Source organism: Aeromicrobium sp. (assembly GCF_036676885.1).
Taxonomy (GTDB): Bacteria; Actinomycetota; Actinomycetes; order Propionibacteriales; family Nocardioidaceae; genus Aeromicrobium.
Genome location: NZ_JAKFCB010000332.1, coordinates 1 through 14,352, shown reverse-complemented (window position 1 = coordinate 14,352; position 14,352 = coordinate 1). Strand labels below are relative to the sequence as shown.

Genomic DNA, 14,352 nt, shown 5'->3' with positions numbered 1-14,352 from the left:
AGCAGGGCTCCCGCGGAGAATGCCGCACTGAACAGCAGCGCGTCGTGTCCGAGGGCCTCGCGCCTCAGCTGCTTGATCGTCCTGTACTCGGCCATGAGTGCCTTTCATCGAGGTCATTGCCACTGTGTCTCTGCCTACCGCTGGGCACAAGGACCCATGCCCGCGAGTCCTGCTCAGATCACGTCGTTCGCGACGGCCCAGGCCGCGGCGGCGGCGCGCGAGCTCACGCCGAGCTTGGTGCGGATGTTGGCCACGTGGCGGTGCACCGTGTGGGCACTGAGCACCAGATGGGCCGCGATCTGACCGTCGGTGTGGCCCTGCGCGACCAGCGCGAGGATCTCGCGTTCACGAAGCGACAGCTCTGTGGCCAGGGGTACGCGAGCGGGTGGCTCCTCCGGTACGAAGCCGCCGAGGAAGCCGATGACGTGGCGCAGGAGCTCGGACACGTCACCGCGCCACGGCAGGTGGTCGACACCGTCCAGCGCGACGAACTGGGCGCCCGGGATCCGCGCGGCGAGGTCCCGCCCGAGGGCGAACGGGATCGCACCGTCGTCGCGGCGATGCAGCACCAGGGTCGGAGACCGCACCAAGGACAGGTGCGGCGTCGCGTCGAACTCATAGACCGAGCGGAGGGAGGCGGCCGCGACGCTGGGAGTGACCGAACGACGCTGAAACTCGACGAACTGGTCGCGCTCGGCAGGGCCAGCCTGCGGCAGGAAGATGTCAGTCAGCACACGCGAGCCCAGTCCCCAATGCGCCTCGACCGTCGCCAGCAACGAGCGGCGTGCCGCGGGCGGGGCGATCTCCTCGCCGCGGGCGTACCCCCCGTAGAGCACCAGTCGGTGGACGACGTCCGGGCGGTGGGCCGCGAGTGCCGAGGCGACCGCGCATCCCGATGAGGCGCCCAGCAGGTCGATGCGGTCGAGGCCCACCTCGCGGACGAGCCCGTCAAGGAAGACGAGCTCCGCGTCGATGCCCTGCGGGACCCCGCCGATCCGGTCGGACATCCCCGTGCCGGGCCGGTCGTAGCGGATGACTGTGCGGTGCTCCCCGAGCCGCTCGACGAACGCCCGGAATGCCGGATCGCCCCAGTCGAGCTCGAGATGGCTCGACCACCAGCCCCCGATGACCAGCGGCGGGCCGGAACCTGACGAGGACCAGGCCACCGTACGGCCGTCGATCTCGACGTGCCGGATGACCTGGTCCTCGTGCATGCGGACATCCTAGGTTCACCCCAGGCGGTAGAACCTCCAGAACGGGTGCTCGATGTCGAGGACCTCGAGGCGGTCGAAGCCGGCTGCTCGCACCCATTCGCGCATCGTGGCCCCACGCAGCACCGTGCCGTTGACGATGCGGTCCGACTCGGCCCACGTCGCCGGGAGACAGTGGAGCACGCTGACCGCAAGCTGCAGTCGCTCGACGTCACCCGCGGGCGCCTCGAACTCGTCGGAGCCGTGCTCGTCGCCGACGAGCACCACACCGTCCTCGGCCAGGACCGCCGCGAACGCCGTCAGTGCCTGGATCGGCTCGCCCATGTCGTGGAGCGCCTGGTAGACCGTGATGAGGGCGTACGCCTCGACGTGATCCGGTCGAAGCGCCCGCTCGTCGGCGGCATTGCCCTCGACGAACGACACGCGATCGGCGACGCCCGCGTTGACCGCATTCGCCCGTGCCTCGACGATCGACTCGGCATCGAGGTCGATGCCGACGATCGTCGCGCGCGGGAACGCCTGAGCGAGGCCGATCGTCGACCAGCCGACGCCGCAGCCCGCGTCCAGGATCGTCCCTCCCGTGTCCAGCCTGGCGGCAACGTCCGGCATCGCCTCGATCCAGGCGCGGGTGTCATGGGCGAAGCCGGGACGGTTGAGCGAGCCGAGCCCGAAGCGCAGCTCGTCACCGAAGTCGGCGAAATGCACGCCGCGTCCGGTCGCGTACGCGTCGGCCACAGCGGGCAGCGCGCGTGCCACGCCGAGCAGGACCGGTGCGAGGCCCATCATGTGCGCGGGATGGACCTCCTCGAGCAGGACCGGGACGTACGCATCCGGGAGCAGGAAGCGCCGCTCATCACCGTGGCCGCCGACGACGTCGACGATCCCGGCGGCGGCCTGCTGGTCGAGCCACTCCTGTGCGTAGCGGGCCGGGATGCCGGCACGCTCTGCCAGACCTGCGTACGTGCATGGTCCGACGTCACGGAGCGCGTCGTACAGCCCCAGCCGGCGGCCGAGCTCGATCGTCAGCAGCTCGGCGCCCGCGATGTACGAGCCCATCAGCCGGTCGACGAACGCCTCGGTGCGGGCCATCCCCTCCTCGGTCGTGGGCTGGGCAAGTGTCTCCATCGTCATCATGTTCCTTCTTTCGGTGTGGGTGGTGAGTTCTCAGGACCAGCGCGCGATGAGCTTGGCCAGGATCTGGTGTCGCAGCTCGACCCAGACCGCACGGGCGGATGCGACGACGCGTCCGTCCCCGTCGATCAGGGCGCTCGACGTGTGGCGGGATCGGTTGCCCTCGGAGCGGGTCCAACCCACGACGATGAGCTCCTCGCCGAGCTCGATGTCGCGGTGTCGGTGGGCCGTGATGCTTCCGAGCAGGCACAGGCGTCCACGGAGCAGGGCGGCGGCCGGATAGCTCGGGCAATCCAGGGCACCCCAGACGGTGGACGGCGTGACGACGCCGCTGATCGTGTCCCGCTCGTGCGGGACGAACGGGGTCGCAAGGACCGACGGATCCGAATCGAGGGGACCTGGAGTCACGTGGAGTCCGTCCGCGCGGTCGGGACCGCACACGACGCAGTCGGAGAGCAGGTGCCGCACTCCGTGAAACGGGTGGGCGTCGCGTGCCGCGAGGGCTTCGTCCATCGTCGGGATCACCGGAGGAACCTCGGTGAACGGGTTCACCCCCACCGCCGTGGCGAGAGCGCGTCGCCCGTCCGACAGTGTGTAGCGGTCGTACCTGCTGCGGCGCACCGTCAGGGGAGCATCCAGCGGGACAGACTCGAGCAGTCGCACGGTGGCGGTGCCGCCGGCGAGCTCGGCGAGCATCCCGGCGACGAACCCGCCGTTCGACCTGCCCCGAGGGCCGTTGGTGCGTGGGTCCAGCCACACCGGGTTGGGCAGGCCTGTGCGAATCGTGGTGGTGGTGTCGGAAGTCTTCATGCCACGACTCAACCGCGGCGGGGCGATGTCGCACATCGCCGGAACCGGCCAACCTGCCATGGCCGGAATCGGCCAGTGGACGACGTCTTCCCAGGTCAGCGCATCGCGGCGACGTACCGTGCCACGGCTCGGCCGTCCCGCACCCGGTCCTCCCACGTGACGCCGGCGCCAAGGAGGAGAGCACCCGCTGTCGCGATGAGCACCCAACGCGGGACGACGAACGCGTACGGTCCCAGGTTGGCGATCACCAGCACGCCGACGACCACGGCGCCGGCGACGAACGGCGCCTTCCAGTGCCTCCAGGCACCGATCGCCAGGACGAGCAGGGCCCCGAGACCCAGGAGCAGTGCGCGCAGGCTGGCCGGGGCGTCGAGCGCCTGGGGCAGGCTCGGCAGCAGTACCAGCGTCAGGCCGGGCGCGAGCGCACGCACACTCCCAACCGCGTCGTCGCCCCGCATGGCCCACCATCCGGCCGCGAGGAGGACGATCCCGAAGGGCAATGTGTACGCCTCGACCACGTCGACGTCGCTGGCGACGAGCCTCAGGACGTACGCAACGCCGAGTGCGACCGCACCGACCTTCTGGAAGAACCGGCGGTCTGGGGTGACGAAGCTGAGCAGCACCAGCACGGCGCCCGCGACAGTCCACAGCAACGCCTGCCATGCCAGCGACGCGTTCCCGGCGGCGAAGCCCAGACCGACCGCGGCGATGAGCGCCGTCGCGGCCTCCACGCCGAGCCGCCCGGAACGCCCGCGCAGGACAGTCGAGGCCGGGACCAGGCCAACTGCCGCGGCGACGACCAAGGACATCGCCACGAGGTCGTCGTCAGCGTCGCCGAGCACGGCTGCGATGCCGGCCGAGCCCATCGCCCATGCCGCCGCAGCGAACGAGCTGGGCTCAGTCCGCCACCGGTCGGTCGAGCGTACGGCCACGGCCGCGAGCGTCGCCGCGGCGAGCAACCAGACGACGAGGGACGCCGAGGTCGACACCAGCGGCACCACCGGCGCAACCGCGATGAGTGCCGGACCGGCCAGGGCCCACCAGAGCTGCTGTCGGGCGAGCACCTCGGCGAGCACGGCCCCGAGGCCGATCGCGAGCATGGCCAGCGCCGCGTACGGCGGAGAGGTGGCCGCGACGGCGGACAGGAGTCCGCCGGCGCCCAGGACGGCAGCGGCGGGCGTGACCAAGGGCTTGAACTGCTGCACTTCGGGCCACCACCGCACCAGGAACGCCCCTGCGGTGAGAGCACCGAACACGATGCCCGCGAGCCACCAAGGCCCGGGGGTCTCCGCGATCGCGGTGGAGCGGGACCAGAAGTCCGCTCCGCCGCCGCCCTCGGCACCGTCGCCGGCGATGGAACCGAGGTTGGCGACCCACGGGAGCGCCGACGCACCGAGGACGAGGCTCACGACAGCTGTGGCGATCCGGCCGCCGCGCGACCACGCGTCCGAGCCGCGAAGCGCCAAGGCGCCGGCCAGCACGAGCGCGGCGCCAAGGACATACGCGCCCCGGTCGGGCCAGGCTTCGTTGACCGGCAGCACGACCAACGTCACGGCGGCGAGTCCGGCGAAGGCAGCGGCAGCCATCGTGGCGCGCCGCTCGAACAGACCCACCGCGACCGCGACAGCGATCGTGAGAAGCAGCGGCACGCCGTGACCCTCGCGCGTCAGCTCGGCGAGGCTCGGCGCCTCGACGGCCTCCACGACCGCTGCGATGACGCTGAGGACGGTGGCGATTGCGGCGAATCCCGCGAGCAGCGCCGCCGTGACACTGAGGCGCAGCCGTGCTGCCAGCAGCACGAAGACCGACACGAACCCCGTGGCGACGAGAGCAGCCCAGAACGGGCGCCAGCCCTCCTCGTCCCAGAGCCTCACGCCGAGCACCGTCGCACCGAACCACGGAGCGACACCGGCGGCGATCATGGTCGTCAACAGGTTCCGTCCGAGCGCCTTCCGCGACGTGACCGTGATGAGCGACGCCAGCCCGAACGCCACTGCCGCCCACACGACGGAGATCACCGTGAACGGCACCGCGTCCAGTCCCCACAGCCCCTGCTGGCGAGCCGCGAACCAGTCCAACGTGAACAGGCCGAGGAATACGGCCCACAGCGCCTCGGCCGAGCCGCGCAGCTTCCGGCCGGTGACCCAGGCACCGATCCCGCCGACCGCTGCGGTGAAGGCCAGCAGGACGAGGGCGCGACCCGTGACACCGAGCGATCCCCAGGTCACCGTGAGGAAGACGAAGCCGGCCACCAGGATGCACACGGCCCCGAGGCCCAGGAGGATCGCACCGGGCGAAATCGAGCTCGGCGGTACTGCCGGAGCTGTTGCCACCCGGGGGACGTACGCCGGAATGTCCTGGCGTACGGGAGCCACCGGCGGCGGAGGGCTGGACGCCGCGCTGTCCCGCTTGAGGGTTGCCCTCGCCAGGAGCTCATCGGCCTGGAGGAGCGTCTGCCAGAGCTGCCTGACCTCCGGCGACGTCAGGTCCAGACCGCAGTGCGGGCACACCGGCTGACCGGCGATGGCGCCCCGGCAGTCGGGACAGGCTTGCGGGTCTGCGAAGCGCATGGCCTCACTGTGTCCCGAGCGTCAGCCCCGCACAAGGACCGCCACGCATTCGACGTGGTGCGTCATCGGGAAGAGCGCGAACGCGCGCAGGCCCTCCAGCACGTAGCCCCGCGCGGCGAACGAGGCCAGGTCGCGGGCCAGCGCCGCCGGGTCGCAGGCGACGTAGACGATGCGCCGGGGCGCCAGCTCGACGATGCCGGCGACGGCCTTCTTGGCACCCGTGCGGGGCGGATCCAGCACCACGACGTCGGCCGACTCCCCCAGCAAGCCGTTGCGCAGGGCCCGCTCGACGGGCTCGCCGACCAGCCGGACCTGCGGGAAGTCGTGCAGGTTGCGCCGTGCGTCGCGGGAGGCAACGCGGTCGGACTCGACGCTGAGGACCAGGCCCTCCTCCCCCGCCTCGTCGGCGAGGAACGTGGTGAACAGGCCGACGCCGGCATACAGGTCGAGCACGGTGTCACCGGGCACCACCTCGGCAGCCTCGATCACGGCCTCGACCAGCGTCGGCGCAGCGTCGGGGTGCACCTGCCAGAAGCCCGAACCGGAGACCCGGAAGTCCGCAGCGAGCACGCGCTCGACGACCGCCCCTCGCCCGCCGCGGGTCGTGCCGTCGACCGCCACGACGCCGTCGACAGCAGCCTCGACGTCGTCGGGGATCGTCGCGTCGGTGATGAGCAGCTTGTCGCCGGTCGACGACACGATCGCCTCGACCGACTCGGCGTCCCAGGTCCGGCCGAGCACCTCGGGCAGGTCCGGATGCGCGATCAGGCAGCGATCGACCGGGATGATCTCGTGCGAGCGGTGCCGGCGGAGGCCGGGCCGGCCCTGGTCGTCGACCGCGAACTGCATCCGCGTACGCCAGCCGAGTGCCTCGGGATCGACCGCTTCGACCTCGCCGTCCCAGGTGAGACCGGCCAGGCGGTGAAGCTGCTCGCGTACGACGTCACCGAGCAGCTCCCGCTGGGTGGCGGGGTCGACGTGCTGGAAGTCGCAGCCGCCGCACAGGCCCGGTCCGGCGTACGGGCACGGCGCCTCGACCCGGCCCGGTGCCGCCTGGATCACCTCGACGGCGTCGGCCCGCAGGAACGTCTTGGACCGCTCGGTGATGTGGATGCGTACGCGCTCGCCGGGCAGCGCGTGGCGTACGAAGACGACCTGGCCATCGAGGCGGGCGACGCAGTGGCCGCCGTGCGCGATCGGCCCGACGTCGACGATCGGGTCTGGCACGACTAGTCCCGGAACCCGCGACGGACGTCGCCGGGTGCGGGACGGCTGCGACCCATCCGCTGCTTGGCGCGGCCCGCGGAGCTGAGCTGGTAGGGCACGCTCGTGACCATGACGCCCGGCATGAACAACAGGCGACCCTTGAGCCGCAGTGCGGTCTGGTTGTGCAGGAGCTGCTCCCACCACCTGCCGACGACGTACTCGGGGATGTAGACCGTGATGATGTCGCGAGGGCTCGACTTGCGGAGCTCCTTGACGTAGCGGATCACGGGTCGCACCAGCTCGCGATAGGGCGAGTTGACGACCTTGAGCGGGACCGGGATCTCGAGGTCCTCCCACTGCTTCATCAACGCCTGGGTCTCCGCCGGGTCGAACTCGACCGTCAGCGCCTCGAGCGAGTTGGGCCGAGAGACCCGGGCGTACGCGAGCGCGCGCATCGTCGGCTTGTGGAGCTTGCTGACCAGCACGATGGCGTGGACCCGGGACGGGAGCGTGACGTCCGAGTCGTCGATCTCCAGCTCGAGCGAGACCCGGTCGTAGTGACCGCGGATCGCCTTCATCAGCAGGAACACGATGACCATCGCCAGGATCGCGATCCAGGCTCCGTGCGTGAACTTGGTGATCAGCACGACGATCAGGACGGTCCCGGTCACCATGAGGCCGAAGCCGTTGATGGCGCGGCTGCGGTTGTACTGGAGCCGCTTCGACCGGTCGGTCGTGTCCTTGAGCAGCCGGGTCCAGTGCCGCACCATGCCGGTCTGGCTCAGCGTGAACGAGACGAACACCCCGACGATGTAGAGCTGGATCAACCGGGTCACCTGCGCATCGAACGCGATGATCAGGGCGATCGCGAAGAACGCCAGCATGACGATGCCGTTGCTGAAAGCCAGACGGTCGCCGCGGGTGTCGAGCTGGCGAGGCATGTAACGGTCCCTGGCGAGGATCGAGCCCAGCACCGGGAAACCGTTGAACGCCGTGTTGGCGGCCAGGAGCAGGATGAGCCCGGTCGCGATCGTGACGATGAGGAAGCCGGGCGGGAAGTGGTCGAAGATCACCTTCGCGAGCTGGCCGACGATCGGGTCCTGGTGATAGTCGTGGCCGACCGGGCTGCCGTCCGGTCGCAGGAGCTGCTCCGCGGGATCCTCGGCGACGCGGACGTTGATGATGTTGGCGAGCACGACGATCGAGAGCGCCAGCGTCGTCGCGACGGTGCCGAGGATCAGGAGCGTCGTCGCGGCGTTCTTGCCCTTGGGCTTGCGGAAGGCGGGGACGCCGTTGGCGATGGCCTCGACACCGGTCAGGGTCGCGCAGCCCGACGCGAACGCCCGGAGCAGCAGGAAGGCGAACGCCAGGCCGCCCAGGCCCGACATGAACGGGTCCTCCGGCAGGATCTGGAAGTCCGCGGTCTCGGCGTCCGGCAGTCCACCCCCGAAGAACTCGCGGAGGAATCCCCACGCCACCATGCTGAGCATCGAGACGATGAAGACGTACGTCGGTATCGCGAAGGCGGTGCCGGACTCCTTGGCGCCACGCAGGTTGACCGCCGACAGCAGGATCACGCCGGCCACCGCGACGGCGACCTCGTGCCCCTGGAAGACCGAGACAGCGCTGCCGAGGTACTGGGCGGCCGACGAGATCGACACGGCGACCGTGAGGACGTAGTCGACCCACAGCGCACTCGCGACACCGAGTCCGGCGTTGGCGCCGAGGTTGACCGTCGCGACCTCGTAGTCGCCACCGCCGCTCTGGTATGCCTGCACGTTCTGGCGGTAGGACGCCACCACGGCGAGCAGGACGAACGCGATGATCAGGCCGATCTTCCACGAGTACGTGTATGCCCCGACGCCGGCAAGCGACAGCGTCAGGAAGATCTCGTCCGGGGAGTAGGCGACCGAGGACAGCGGGTCGCTCGCGAACACCGGCAACGCGATCCGCTTGGGCAGCAACGTCTCGCCCAGCTGGGTGCTGCGGAGCTTGCGTCCGACCAGCGCACGCTTGGCGACCTCGGTGATACCCACGAGAGACGATGCTAGACCTCACACCCTGTCCTTGCGCGAGGCGTCCCGTAGCGGTGTAGCGTCGCCTGCGTGCACATCGTGATCATGGGCTGCGGCCGGGTCGGTTCGACCCTCTCGCGCAGCCTCGAGGAACGCGGCCACACCACGGCCGTCATCGACTCCAATCCCGACGCGTTCCGCCGTCTCGGCCCGGGCTTCGCCGGCATCACCGTGACCGGCATGGGATTCGACCGTGACGTCATGATCAAGGCCGGGATAGAGCGCGCCGACGCCTTCGCCGCCGTCTCGAGCGGCGACAACTCCAACATCATCTCCGCGCGTGTCGCCCGCGAGCAGTTCAGGGTCGAGAACGTCGTCGCGCGCATCTACGACCCGGGCCGCGCCGAGGTCTACGAGCGCCTCGGCGTGCCCACGGTCGCCACGGTCCCCTGGGCCGCTGACCAGGTGCTGCGTCGTGTCGTGCCCGCCGGCACCGAGCCCGCCTGGCGTGACCAGACCGGCGAGGTCCGCCTCGACCAGGTCTACGCGCCCACCGCGTGGATCAGCCACCGGATCGCCGAGCTCGAGGATGCCGCCGGCGTACGCGTCGCGTTCCTCCGGCGCCTCGGGACGGGTGTCATCGCCAGGCCCGACACCGTCATCCAGGAGGGCGACTACTTGAGCCTGTTCATGCGCGAGGACCACGTCACCGCGGCACTTGCCGCCCTCGATGCCGGGCCGGAGGCCGGCTGATGCGCGTCGTGATCGCCGGAGCCGGAGCCGTCGGCCGCTCGGTCGCCCAGGAGCTCGTCGACAACGGGCACTCCGTGCTGCTGATCGACAAGTCGCCCGCGTCGATCAGGGCCGATGCCGTTCCCGGCGCCCAGTGGCTGCTCGCCGACGCCTGCGAGCTCTCCTCCCTGGAGGAAGCCCAGCTCGAGTCGTGCGACGTCGTCATCTCGTCGACCGGCGACGACAAGGCCAACCTCGTCATCTCCTTGCTGGCCAAGACCGAGTTCGCCGTGCCGCGCACCGTCGGTCGGGTCAACCACCCCAGCAACGAATGGTTGTTCAGCGAGTCGTGGGGCGTCGACGTCTCGGTGTCGACGCCGCGCATCATGTCGGCCCTCGTCGAGGAGGCCGTCACGGTCGGCGACCTGGTGCGGCTGTTCACGTTCCGGCAGAGCAACACCAACCTGGTCGAGCTCACGATGCCGGAGGACTCCCCGTTCGTCGGGAAGCGGGTCCGCGAGGTGCCGTGGCCCGACGACGTCGTCCTCGTGGCGATCCTGCGGGACAACACGATCCAGACGCCCGACGCGGACCGTTCACTCGAGTCCGGCGACGAGCTGCTGTTCGTGACGCCTGAGGACGCCGAGGACCACCTCGGCGAGCTGCTCTCCCCCAAGCACTGAGCTGGGTGTCTAGATCCCGGCCCGCTCGGGCGCGGGCCATTCACTCGGTCTGGCCGACGGGTCGATCGCGTCGAAGAAGTCGGCATAGACCGGCCTGGGCATCGAGAACGAGAACCACTCACCGCTGTCCTCGGACTCGAACGCGAACGCGCCCGGCCAGCCCCTGACGTACAGCTCGGCCCTGATCGTCCAGAACGCGACGTGCACGAAGGCCTCTCTGTCGGCCGGCTTGCTCAGGTTCGACCGCCAGTAGTGCGACATCGAGCGGAAATGGACCCGCCTGGAGGTGAACGCCGTCTCGACCTGTCGGCGCATGTAGTCGTGTGCGCGTACGGCCGAGTCCGGTGCCACGTGGATGAGCGGCACGTGGAGCAGGACCGTCACCGAGGTCTGGGCGGCCGGAAGCAGGCCGAGGTACGTACGAAGCAGCGCCTGAGCGGCTTCGTGCGACCCGACCGACTCGACATCGGACTCGACCTCGACCACTGGCACCCGCATACGACCTCCTGGTCGCTCGTCCCCAGTCTTCTTAGAGTGTGAAGCCACGAGCCTCACGCTGCCAAGAGCCGACCGACGACGGGTTCAGTCTTCCTTGGGCTCGATCGGGGTGTGGTTGCGGCCCAGCACCCAGGCCATCGCCGCGAACGACGCGATCTGCAGCGGCCAGCCCAAGGCGATCTTGGCGGTGCCCAGCAGGGCGACGTGGTCCGTGGCCCACAACGGGTACTGCACCGCGACGCGGAGAATGCAGGGCGCTGCCATCAGCCAGGTCAGCTGCGAGCACAGCTTCACGAGGCCCCGGTCGCTGTGCCACGCGGTCGGATCGCCGGTGACGCTGCCGATCATGAAGCCGATCAGCGGCCAACCCACGACGATCGACAGGATGAAGACGGCCGCATAGGCGCCGTTGTAGAGAATGCCGGGCAGGAAGACGTCCCGGGCCTCCCCCGACCGCGATGCGAACAGGGCGGCGATGCCGATGCCGAACAGCGAGTTGAGCACGAACTGGAAGGTCGAGCGCTGCGCCAGGCGCACGAGCAGCAGCGCAACCGTCGCGACGATGCTGATGATCAGCGACAGCCTGAGGTCGTGCGAGATGATCCACGAGACCGTGAACAGGACGGTCGGGACCGCGCTCTCGATGATGCCGCGGCGACCGCCCAGGGCCTTGGACAGCTGGCCGCGGACGAGCTGCTCGACGGTCTCGTAGGCGTCGGTCCCTGGATTTGCCCCCTGGGACGTCATGCCTCGAGTTCGTAACGTGGGTTGTAGATGACGCGGTCGCCGTGGCGCATGCCGATGCGACCGAACGCCTTGAGCTGCTTGCCGGCGGAGACGCCTTCGATCTTGCGGCGGCCGAGCCAGATCAGGGTGACGCAGTCGGAACCGTCGTAGAGCTCGGCCTCGAGGGCCGTGACACCGTCGACCGGACGCAGCGTGACGGATCGCAGGACGCCGTGGATCGTGACGACGGCGCGGTCGGCCTGGGTCGCGATCGGCTTGCAGCCGGCCTTGGCGGCGTCGCTCTGGAGCTCCTCTGCCTCGATGTTCTCGGTCGAGAGTCGTTCAAGGGTTCTGCTGATGCGTCCCATGGGGAAATTCTACTCCTCGTCCGGTGCAGCGACGGCGTTGTCGGGCAGGGTGAGCAAGAGCGCTTCACGGGGTATGCGCGCCTCGTTGCCGCGTACGACGATGACGTCCTTGAATGCTTGCATGAGGACGCCTTCGTCGCTCGGGTTGAGGCCGGCCTCGCCGAGGAACGTACCCCTGAGCAGCCAGCGCGGACCCTCGGCGCCGACGATGCGGCTGGGCTGGAACCCCTCCTCACCGTCGGGGAGCTCGACCGGCACGCGGATGTGGAGCTCGGGTCCGAACGGCCCGTCGACCTGTTCGCTCTGGCCACCCAACCGGGTGACCTCGAGGATCAGGTCGTCACGCACCTCGTCCCACAGCCCACCGGACCGGGTCGCGGCGAACGCCCGCAGCTCGAGGGCGGCATCCTCGGCGACCAGGACCGCGGAGGCGATCTGGCCGTTCTCGCCCTCGGCGGGGAGCTGGATCGAGAACCCGTCCTGCGCGCGCACGAGCAGGGGGCCGAGGTCGACGTAGGACGGATCGCCCTCCGGCTTCCGCTCGGAGATGTCCCACGGACCGTTCGCGCGTACGTCGGGTGCGGTCTCGAGCGGGACGACGTCCTCCTGCTCGGACTGCTCCTTCTTGCGTCGGCGCACCATCAGCTTCTCTCCCCTTGGGCGTCGGCGGTCGCGTGACCGCCGGTCGAACCGTACCCCCCGGCGCCACGCGCCGAGTCGGGCAACGACTCGGTCTCGGTGAACGCCACCCGCTCGACCCGCTGGATGACGAGCTGGGCGACGCGATCGCCGCGCGTCAGCCGGACCGACTCGCGGGGGTCGTGGTTGACCAGGAGGACCTTGATCTCTCCACGGTAACCCGCATCGATCGTGCCGGGCGTGTTGACGATCGACAGGCCGTGGCGCAGGGCCAGTCCCGAGCGTGGATGCACGAAGGCGGCGAGGCCGTCGGGCAGCGCCACGGCGATTCCGGTGGGGACGAGCACCCGCTCGCCCGGCGCCAGGTCGACGTCCACGGTCGTGACCAGGTCGGCTCCGGCATCGCCCGGGTGTGCGTACGCCGGGAGCGGGACTCCCGGATCCAGTCGTGTGACGGTGACCTCGAACATGGCAGCGACCCTACCTGCGTCCGGCCGCCGGCCGGCATGAGGCAAGGTTGAACCGTGACGACGTACCGCGAACGCCTGACCGCCCCCGTCTCGTGGTGGCTGGCCGCGCTCGTGTTCGGAGCCGCGTGGGGCTGGATCATGCTCGTCGCGACGACCTGGCCCATCGCGATCACCGCGACGGCGGTCGTCGCCGGCCCCTGCCTCTACCTGGTGTGGCGCTACGGCTCGCTGCTGATCACCGTCGACGCCGAACGCCTCCGGGTGGGCCGCGCGTCGATCGCCCGCGCCCACATCGGTGCCGTGCAGCCGCTGCACCGGGCGGACTACCGCCTGCGCCTCGGCACGGGCGCCGACGCCCGCGGCTACCTGGTCACGCGTCCCTACCTCGACCGCGGCGTGCTCGTGCCGATCGAGGACGACAGCGATCCCACGCCCTACTGGCTCGTGTCGAGCCGCCGTCCGGACGCGCTCGCCGCTGCTCTGGGCCACACTGAGAACGCGCCGGCCTCACCGGCGCACGACCCGAACGGAGACGCACCTCGTGGCGAAGAAGAAGGCTAAGCAGTCACACAAGCTCCTGGCCGAGGCCGCCACGACTCCCAAGACCAAGGCGCCCGGCAAGAGCGCATGGCGGCTCATGGACCGTGGCTCGTCGCTCGTCGCGGGCATGCTCGCCCAGCGCGCGTCGGTCCTGGCCTGGCGCGCCGTCACCGGCCGCAAGCCGCCGAGCAGCGGACGCCACCCCGACGTCACGACCGGCGAGGCCGTGGCCTGGGCGGTCGTGGGCGGCGCGATCATCGAGCTCGTCAAGGTCGGCGTGCGCCGCGGCACTGCGACCTACTGGGTCAAGTCGACCGGTCACCTGCCGCCCGGCATGAAGCCGCTCGAGAACTCGGCCAAGCACAACGGTGGGCTGAAAAAGGAAGGGGAGCCGGTCCTTGCGGATCCGGCTCCCAAGCGTTCGAGCAAGAAGAGACTCAGTAGTCGCAGTCGCGGCAGATCATGACGCCGTTCTTCTCCGATGCGAGCTGGCTGCGGTGATGCACCAGGAAGCATGACGAGCACGTGAACTCGTCGAGCTGCTTGGGTACGACCTGGACCGCCAGCTCCTCGTGGGAGAGGTCGGCTCCAGGCAGCTCGAAGTTCTCGGCGGCCTCGGTCTCGTCCTCATCGACCTTGCCCGAGCTCTTCTCGTGCCGACGCGCCTTGAGCTCCTCGATGCTGTCCTCGGACTGCTCTTCCTCGGTCTTGCGCGGTGCGTCGTAATCGGTAGCCATCAAATCTCCCTTTGTG

The 14,352-nt window shown here is 70.0% G+C and carries 16 protein-coding genes; 4 read left to right on the top strand and 12 right to left on the bottom strand.

What is annotated here, in order from left to right:
• Positions 1 to 173: 173 nt before the first annotated feature.
• From V6M46_RS15490 to V6M46_RS15465, 6 genes are all read right to left on the bottom strand, one after another.
• Entirely contained in the window at positions 174 to 1,214 is a 1,041-nt protein-coding gene (locus V6M46_RS15490; RefSeq protein WP_332666700.1) for an alpha/beta fold hydrolase, read from the bottom strand.
• Between the two features lie 15 nt (positions 1,215 to 1,229).
• On the bottom strand, positions 1,230 to 2,342 hold the full coding sequence (locus V6M46_RS15485; RefSeq protein ID WP_332666698.1) for a class I SAM-dependent methyltransferase: 1,113 nt from the start codon (positions 2,340 to 2,342) through the stop codon (positions 1,230 to 1,232).
• Positions 2,343 to 2,375: 33 nt separating this feature from the next.
• The gene (locus V6M46_RS15480; protein ID WP_332666696.1) at positions 2,376 to 3,152 is read right to left on the bottom strand and encodes a hypothetical protein; all 777 of its coding nucleotides are present in this window, start codon (positions 3,150 to 3,152) and stop codon (positions 2,376 to 2,378) included.
• A 95-nt stretch (positions 3,153 to 3,247) separates the two neighbouring features.
• The gene (locus V6M46_RS15475) at positions 3,248 to 5,722 is read right to left on the bottom strand and encodes an SCO7613 C-terminal domain-containing membrane protein (RefSeq protein ID WP_332666694.1); all 2,475 of its coding nucleotides are present in this window, start codon (positions 5,720 to 5,722) and stop codon (positions 3,248 to 3,250) included.
• A 21-nt stretch (positions 5,723 to 5,743) separates the two neighbouring features.
• Positions 5,744 to 6,949: a class I SAM-dependent RNA methyltransferase gene (locus V6M46_RS15470; protein ID WP_332666693.1), complete on the bottom strand. Its 1,206-nt coding sequence runs from the start codon at positions 6,947 to 6,949 to the stop codon at positions 5,744 to 5,746.
• A gap of 2 nt (positions 6,950 to 6,951) precedes the next feature.
• Positions 6,952 to 8,964 (bottom strand): APC family permease, encoded by a 2,013-nt coding sequence (locus tag V6M46_RS15465; protein WP_332666691.1) that lies wholly within the window; start codon positions 8,962 to 8,964, stop codon positions 6,952 to 6,954.
• Positions 8,965 to 9,033: 69 nt separating this feature from the next.
• On the opposite strand from V6M46_RS15465, the gene V6M46_RS15460 reads away from it, so the two are divergent.
• Positions 9,034 to 9,696: a potassium channel family protein gene (locus V6M46_RS15460; RefSeq protein WP_332666690.1), complete on the top strand. Its 663-nt coding sequence runs from the start codon at positions 9,034 to 9,036 to the stop codon at positions 9,694 to 9,696.
• Complete coding sequence (locus V6M46_RS15455) at positions 9,696 to 10,358, top strand: potassium channel family protein (RefSeq protein ID WP_332666688.1); 663 nt, start codon at positions 9,696 to 9,698, stop codon at positions 10,356 to 10,358. The genes V6M46_RS15460 and V6M46_RS15455 overlap by 1 nt, the downstream gene beginning before the upstream one ends.
• Positions 10,359 to 10,367: 9 nt before the next feature.
• On the opposite strand, the gene V6M46_RS15450 is transcribed toward V6M46_RS15455, so the two are convergent.
• From V6M46_RS15450 to dut, 5 genes are all read right to left on the bottom strand, one after another.
• Positions 10,368 to 10,856: a hypothetical protein gene (locus V6M46_RS15450; RefSeq protein WP_332666687.1), complete on the bottom strand. Its 489-nt coding sequence runs from the start codon at positions 10,854 to 10,856 to the stop codon at positions 10,368 to 10,370.
• An 84-nt stretch (positions 10,857 to 10,940) separates the two neighbouring features.
• The gene (locus V6M46_RS15445) at positions 10,941 to 11,603 is read right to left on the bottom strand and encodes a DUF3159 domain-containing protein (RefSeq protein WP_332666686.1); all 663 of its coding nucleotides are present in this window, start codon (positions 11,601 to 11,603) and stop codon (positions 10,941 to 10,943) included.
• Positions 11,600 to 11,950: an OB-fold nucleic acid binding domain-containing protein gene (locus V6M46_RS15440; RefSeq protein ID WP_332666685.1), complete on the bottom strand. Its 351-nt coding sequence runs from the start codon at positions 11,948 to 11,950 to the stop codon at positions 11,600 to 11,602. The genes V6M46_RS15445 and V6M46_RS15440 overlap by 4 nt, the downstream gene beginning before the upstream one ends.
• A 9-nt stretch (positions 11,951 to 11,959) precedes the next feature.
• Positions 11,960 to 12,592, bottom strand: coding sequence for a DUF3710 domain-containing protein (locus V6M46_RS15435; RefSeq protein ID WP_332666683.1), 633 nt, complete (start codon positions 12,590 to 12,592; stop codon positions 11,960 to 11,962).
• On the bottom strand, positions 12,592 to 13,059 hold the full coding sequence (gene dut, locus V6M46_RS15430; RefSeq protein ID WP_332666682.1) for a dUTP diphosphatase: 468 nt from the start codon (positions 13,057 to 13,059) through the stop codon (positions 12,592 to 12,594). The genes V6M46_RS15435 and dut overlap by 1 nt, the downstream gene beginning before the upstream one ends.
• Positions 13,060 to 13,113: 54 nt before the next feature.
• Between dut and V6M46_RS15425 the strand changes: the two genes are divergently transcribed.
• Together V6M46_RS15425 and V6M46_RS15420 are read left to right on the top strand one after the other, a co-directional pair.
• Entirely contained in the window at positions 13,114 to 13,620 is a 507-nt protein-coding gene (locus tag V6M46_RS15425) for a DUF3093 domain-containing protein (RefSeq protein ID WP_332666681.1), read from the top strand.
• Complete coding sequence (locus tag V6M46_RS15420) at positions 13,601 to 14,065, top strand: DUF4235 domain-containing protein (protein ID WP_332666680.1); 465 nt, start codon at positions 13,601 to 13,603, stop codon at positions 14,063 to 14,065. The genes V6M46_RS15425 and V6M46_RS15420 overlap by 20 nt, the downstream gene beginning before the upstream one ends.
• Here V6M46_RS15420 and V6M46_RS15415 read toward each other — a convergent pair.
• On the bottom strand, positions 14,037 to 14,336 hold the full coding sequence (locus V6M46_RS15415) for a DUF4193 domain-containing protein (protein WP_332666678.1): 300 nt from the start codon (positions 14,334 to 14,336) through the stop codon (positions 14,037 to 14,039). The two genes, V6M46_RS15420 and V6M46_RS15415, sit on opposite strands and share 29 nt — an antisense overlap.
• Between the last annotated feature and the right edge of the window lie 16 nt (positions 14,337 to 14,352).

Coding starts and splice junctions, on each gene's coding strand:
- V6M46_RS15490 (WP_332666700.1), bottom strand. CDS start 1,214: ATGCACGAGGACCAGGTCATCCGGCACGTCGAGATCGACGGCCGTACG.
- V6M46_RS15485 (WP_332666698.1), bottom strand. CDS start 2,342: ATGACGATGGAGACACTTGCCCAGCCCACGACCGAGGAGGGGATGGCC.
- V6M46_RS15480 (WP_332666696.1), bottom strand. CDS start 3,152: ATGAAGACTTCCGACACCACCACCACGATTCGCACAGGCCTGCCCAAC.
- V6M46_RS15475 (WP_332666694.1), bottom strand. CDS start 5,722: ATGCGCTTCGCAGACCCGCAAGCCTGTCCCGACTGCCGGGGCGCCATC.
- V6M46_RS15455 (WP_332666688.1), top strand. CDS start 9,696: ATGCGCGTCGTGATCGCCGGAGCCGGAGCCGTCGGCCGCTCGGTCGCC.
- V6M46_RS15450 (WP_332666687.1), bottom strand. CDS start 10,856: ATGCGGGTGCCAGTGGTCGAGGTCGAGTCCGATGTCGAGTCGGTCGGG.
- V6M46_RS15445 (WP_332666686.1), bottom strand. CDS start 11,603: ATGACGTCCCAGGGGGCAAATCCAGGGACCGACGCCTACGAGACCGTC.
- V6M46_RS15440 (WP_332666685.1), bottom strand. CDS start 11,950: ATGGGACGCATCAGCAGAACCCTTGAACGACTCTCGACCGAGAACATC.
- V6M46_RS15435 (WP_332666683.1), bottom strand. CDS start 12,592: ATGGTGCGCCGACGCAAGAAGGAGCAGTCCGAGCAGGAGGACGTCGTC.
- dut (WP_332666682.1), bottom strand. CDS start 13,059: ATGTTCGAGGTCACCGTCACACGACTGGATCCGGGAGTCCCGCTCCCG.
- V6M46_RS15415 (WP_332666678.1), bottom strand. CDS start 14,336: ATGGCTACCGATTACGACGCACCGCGCAAGACCGAGGAAGAGCAGTCC.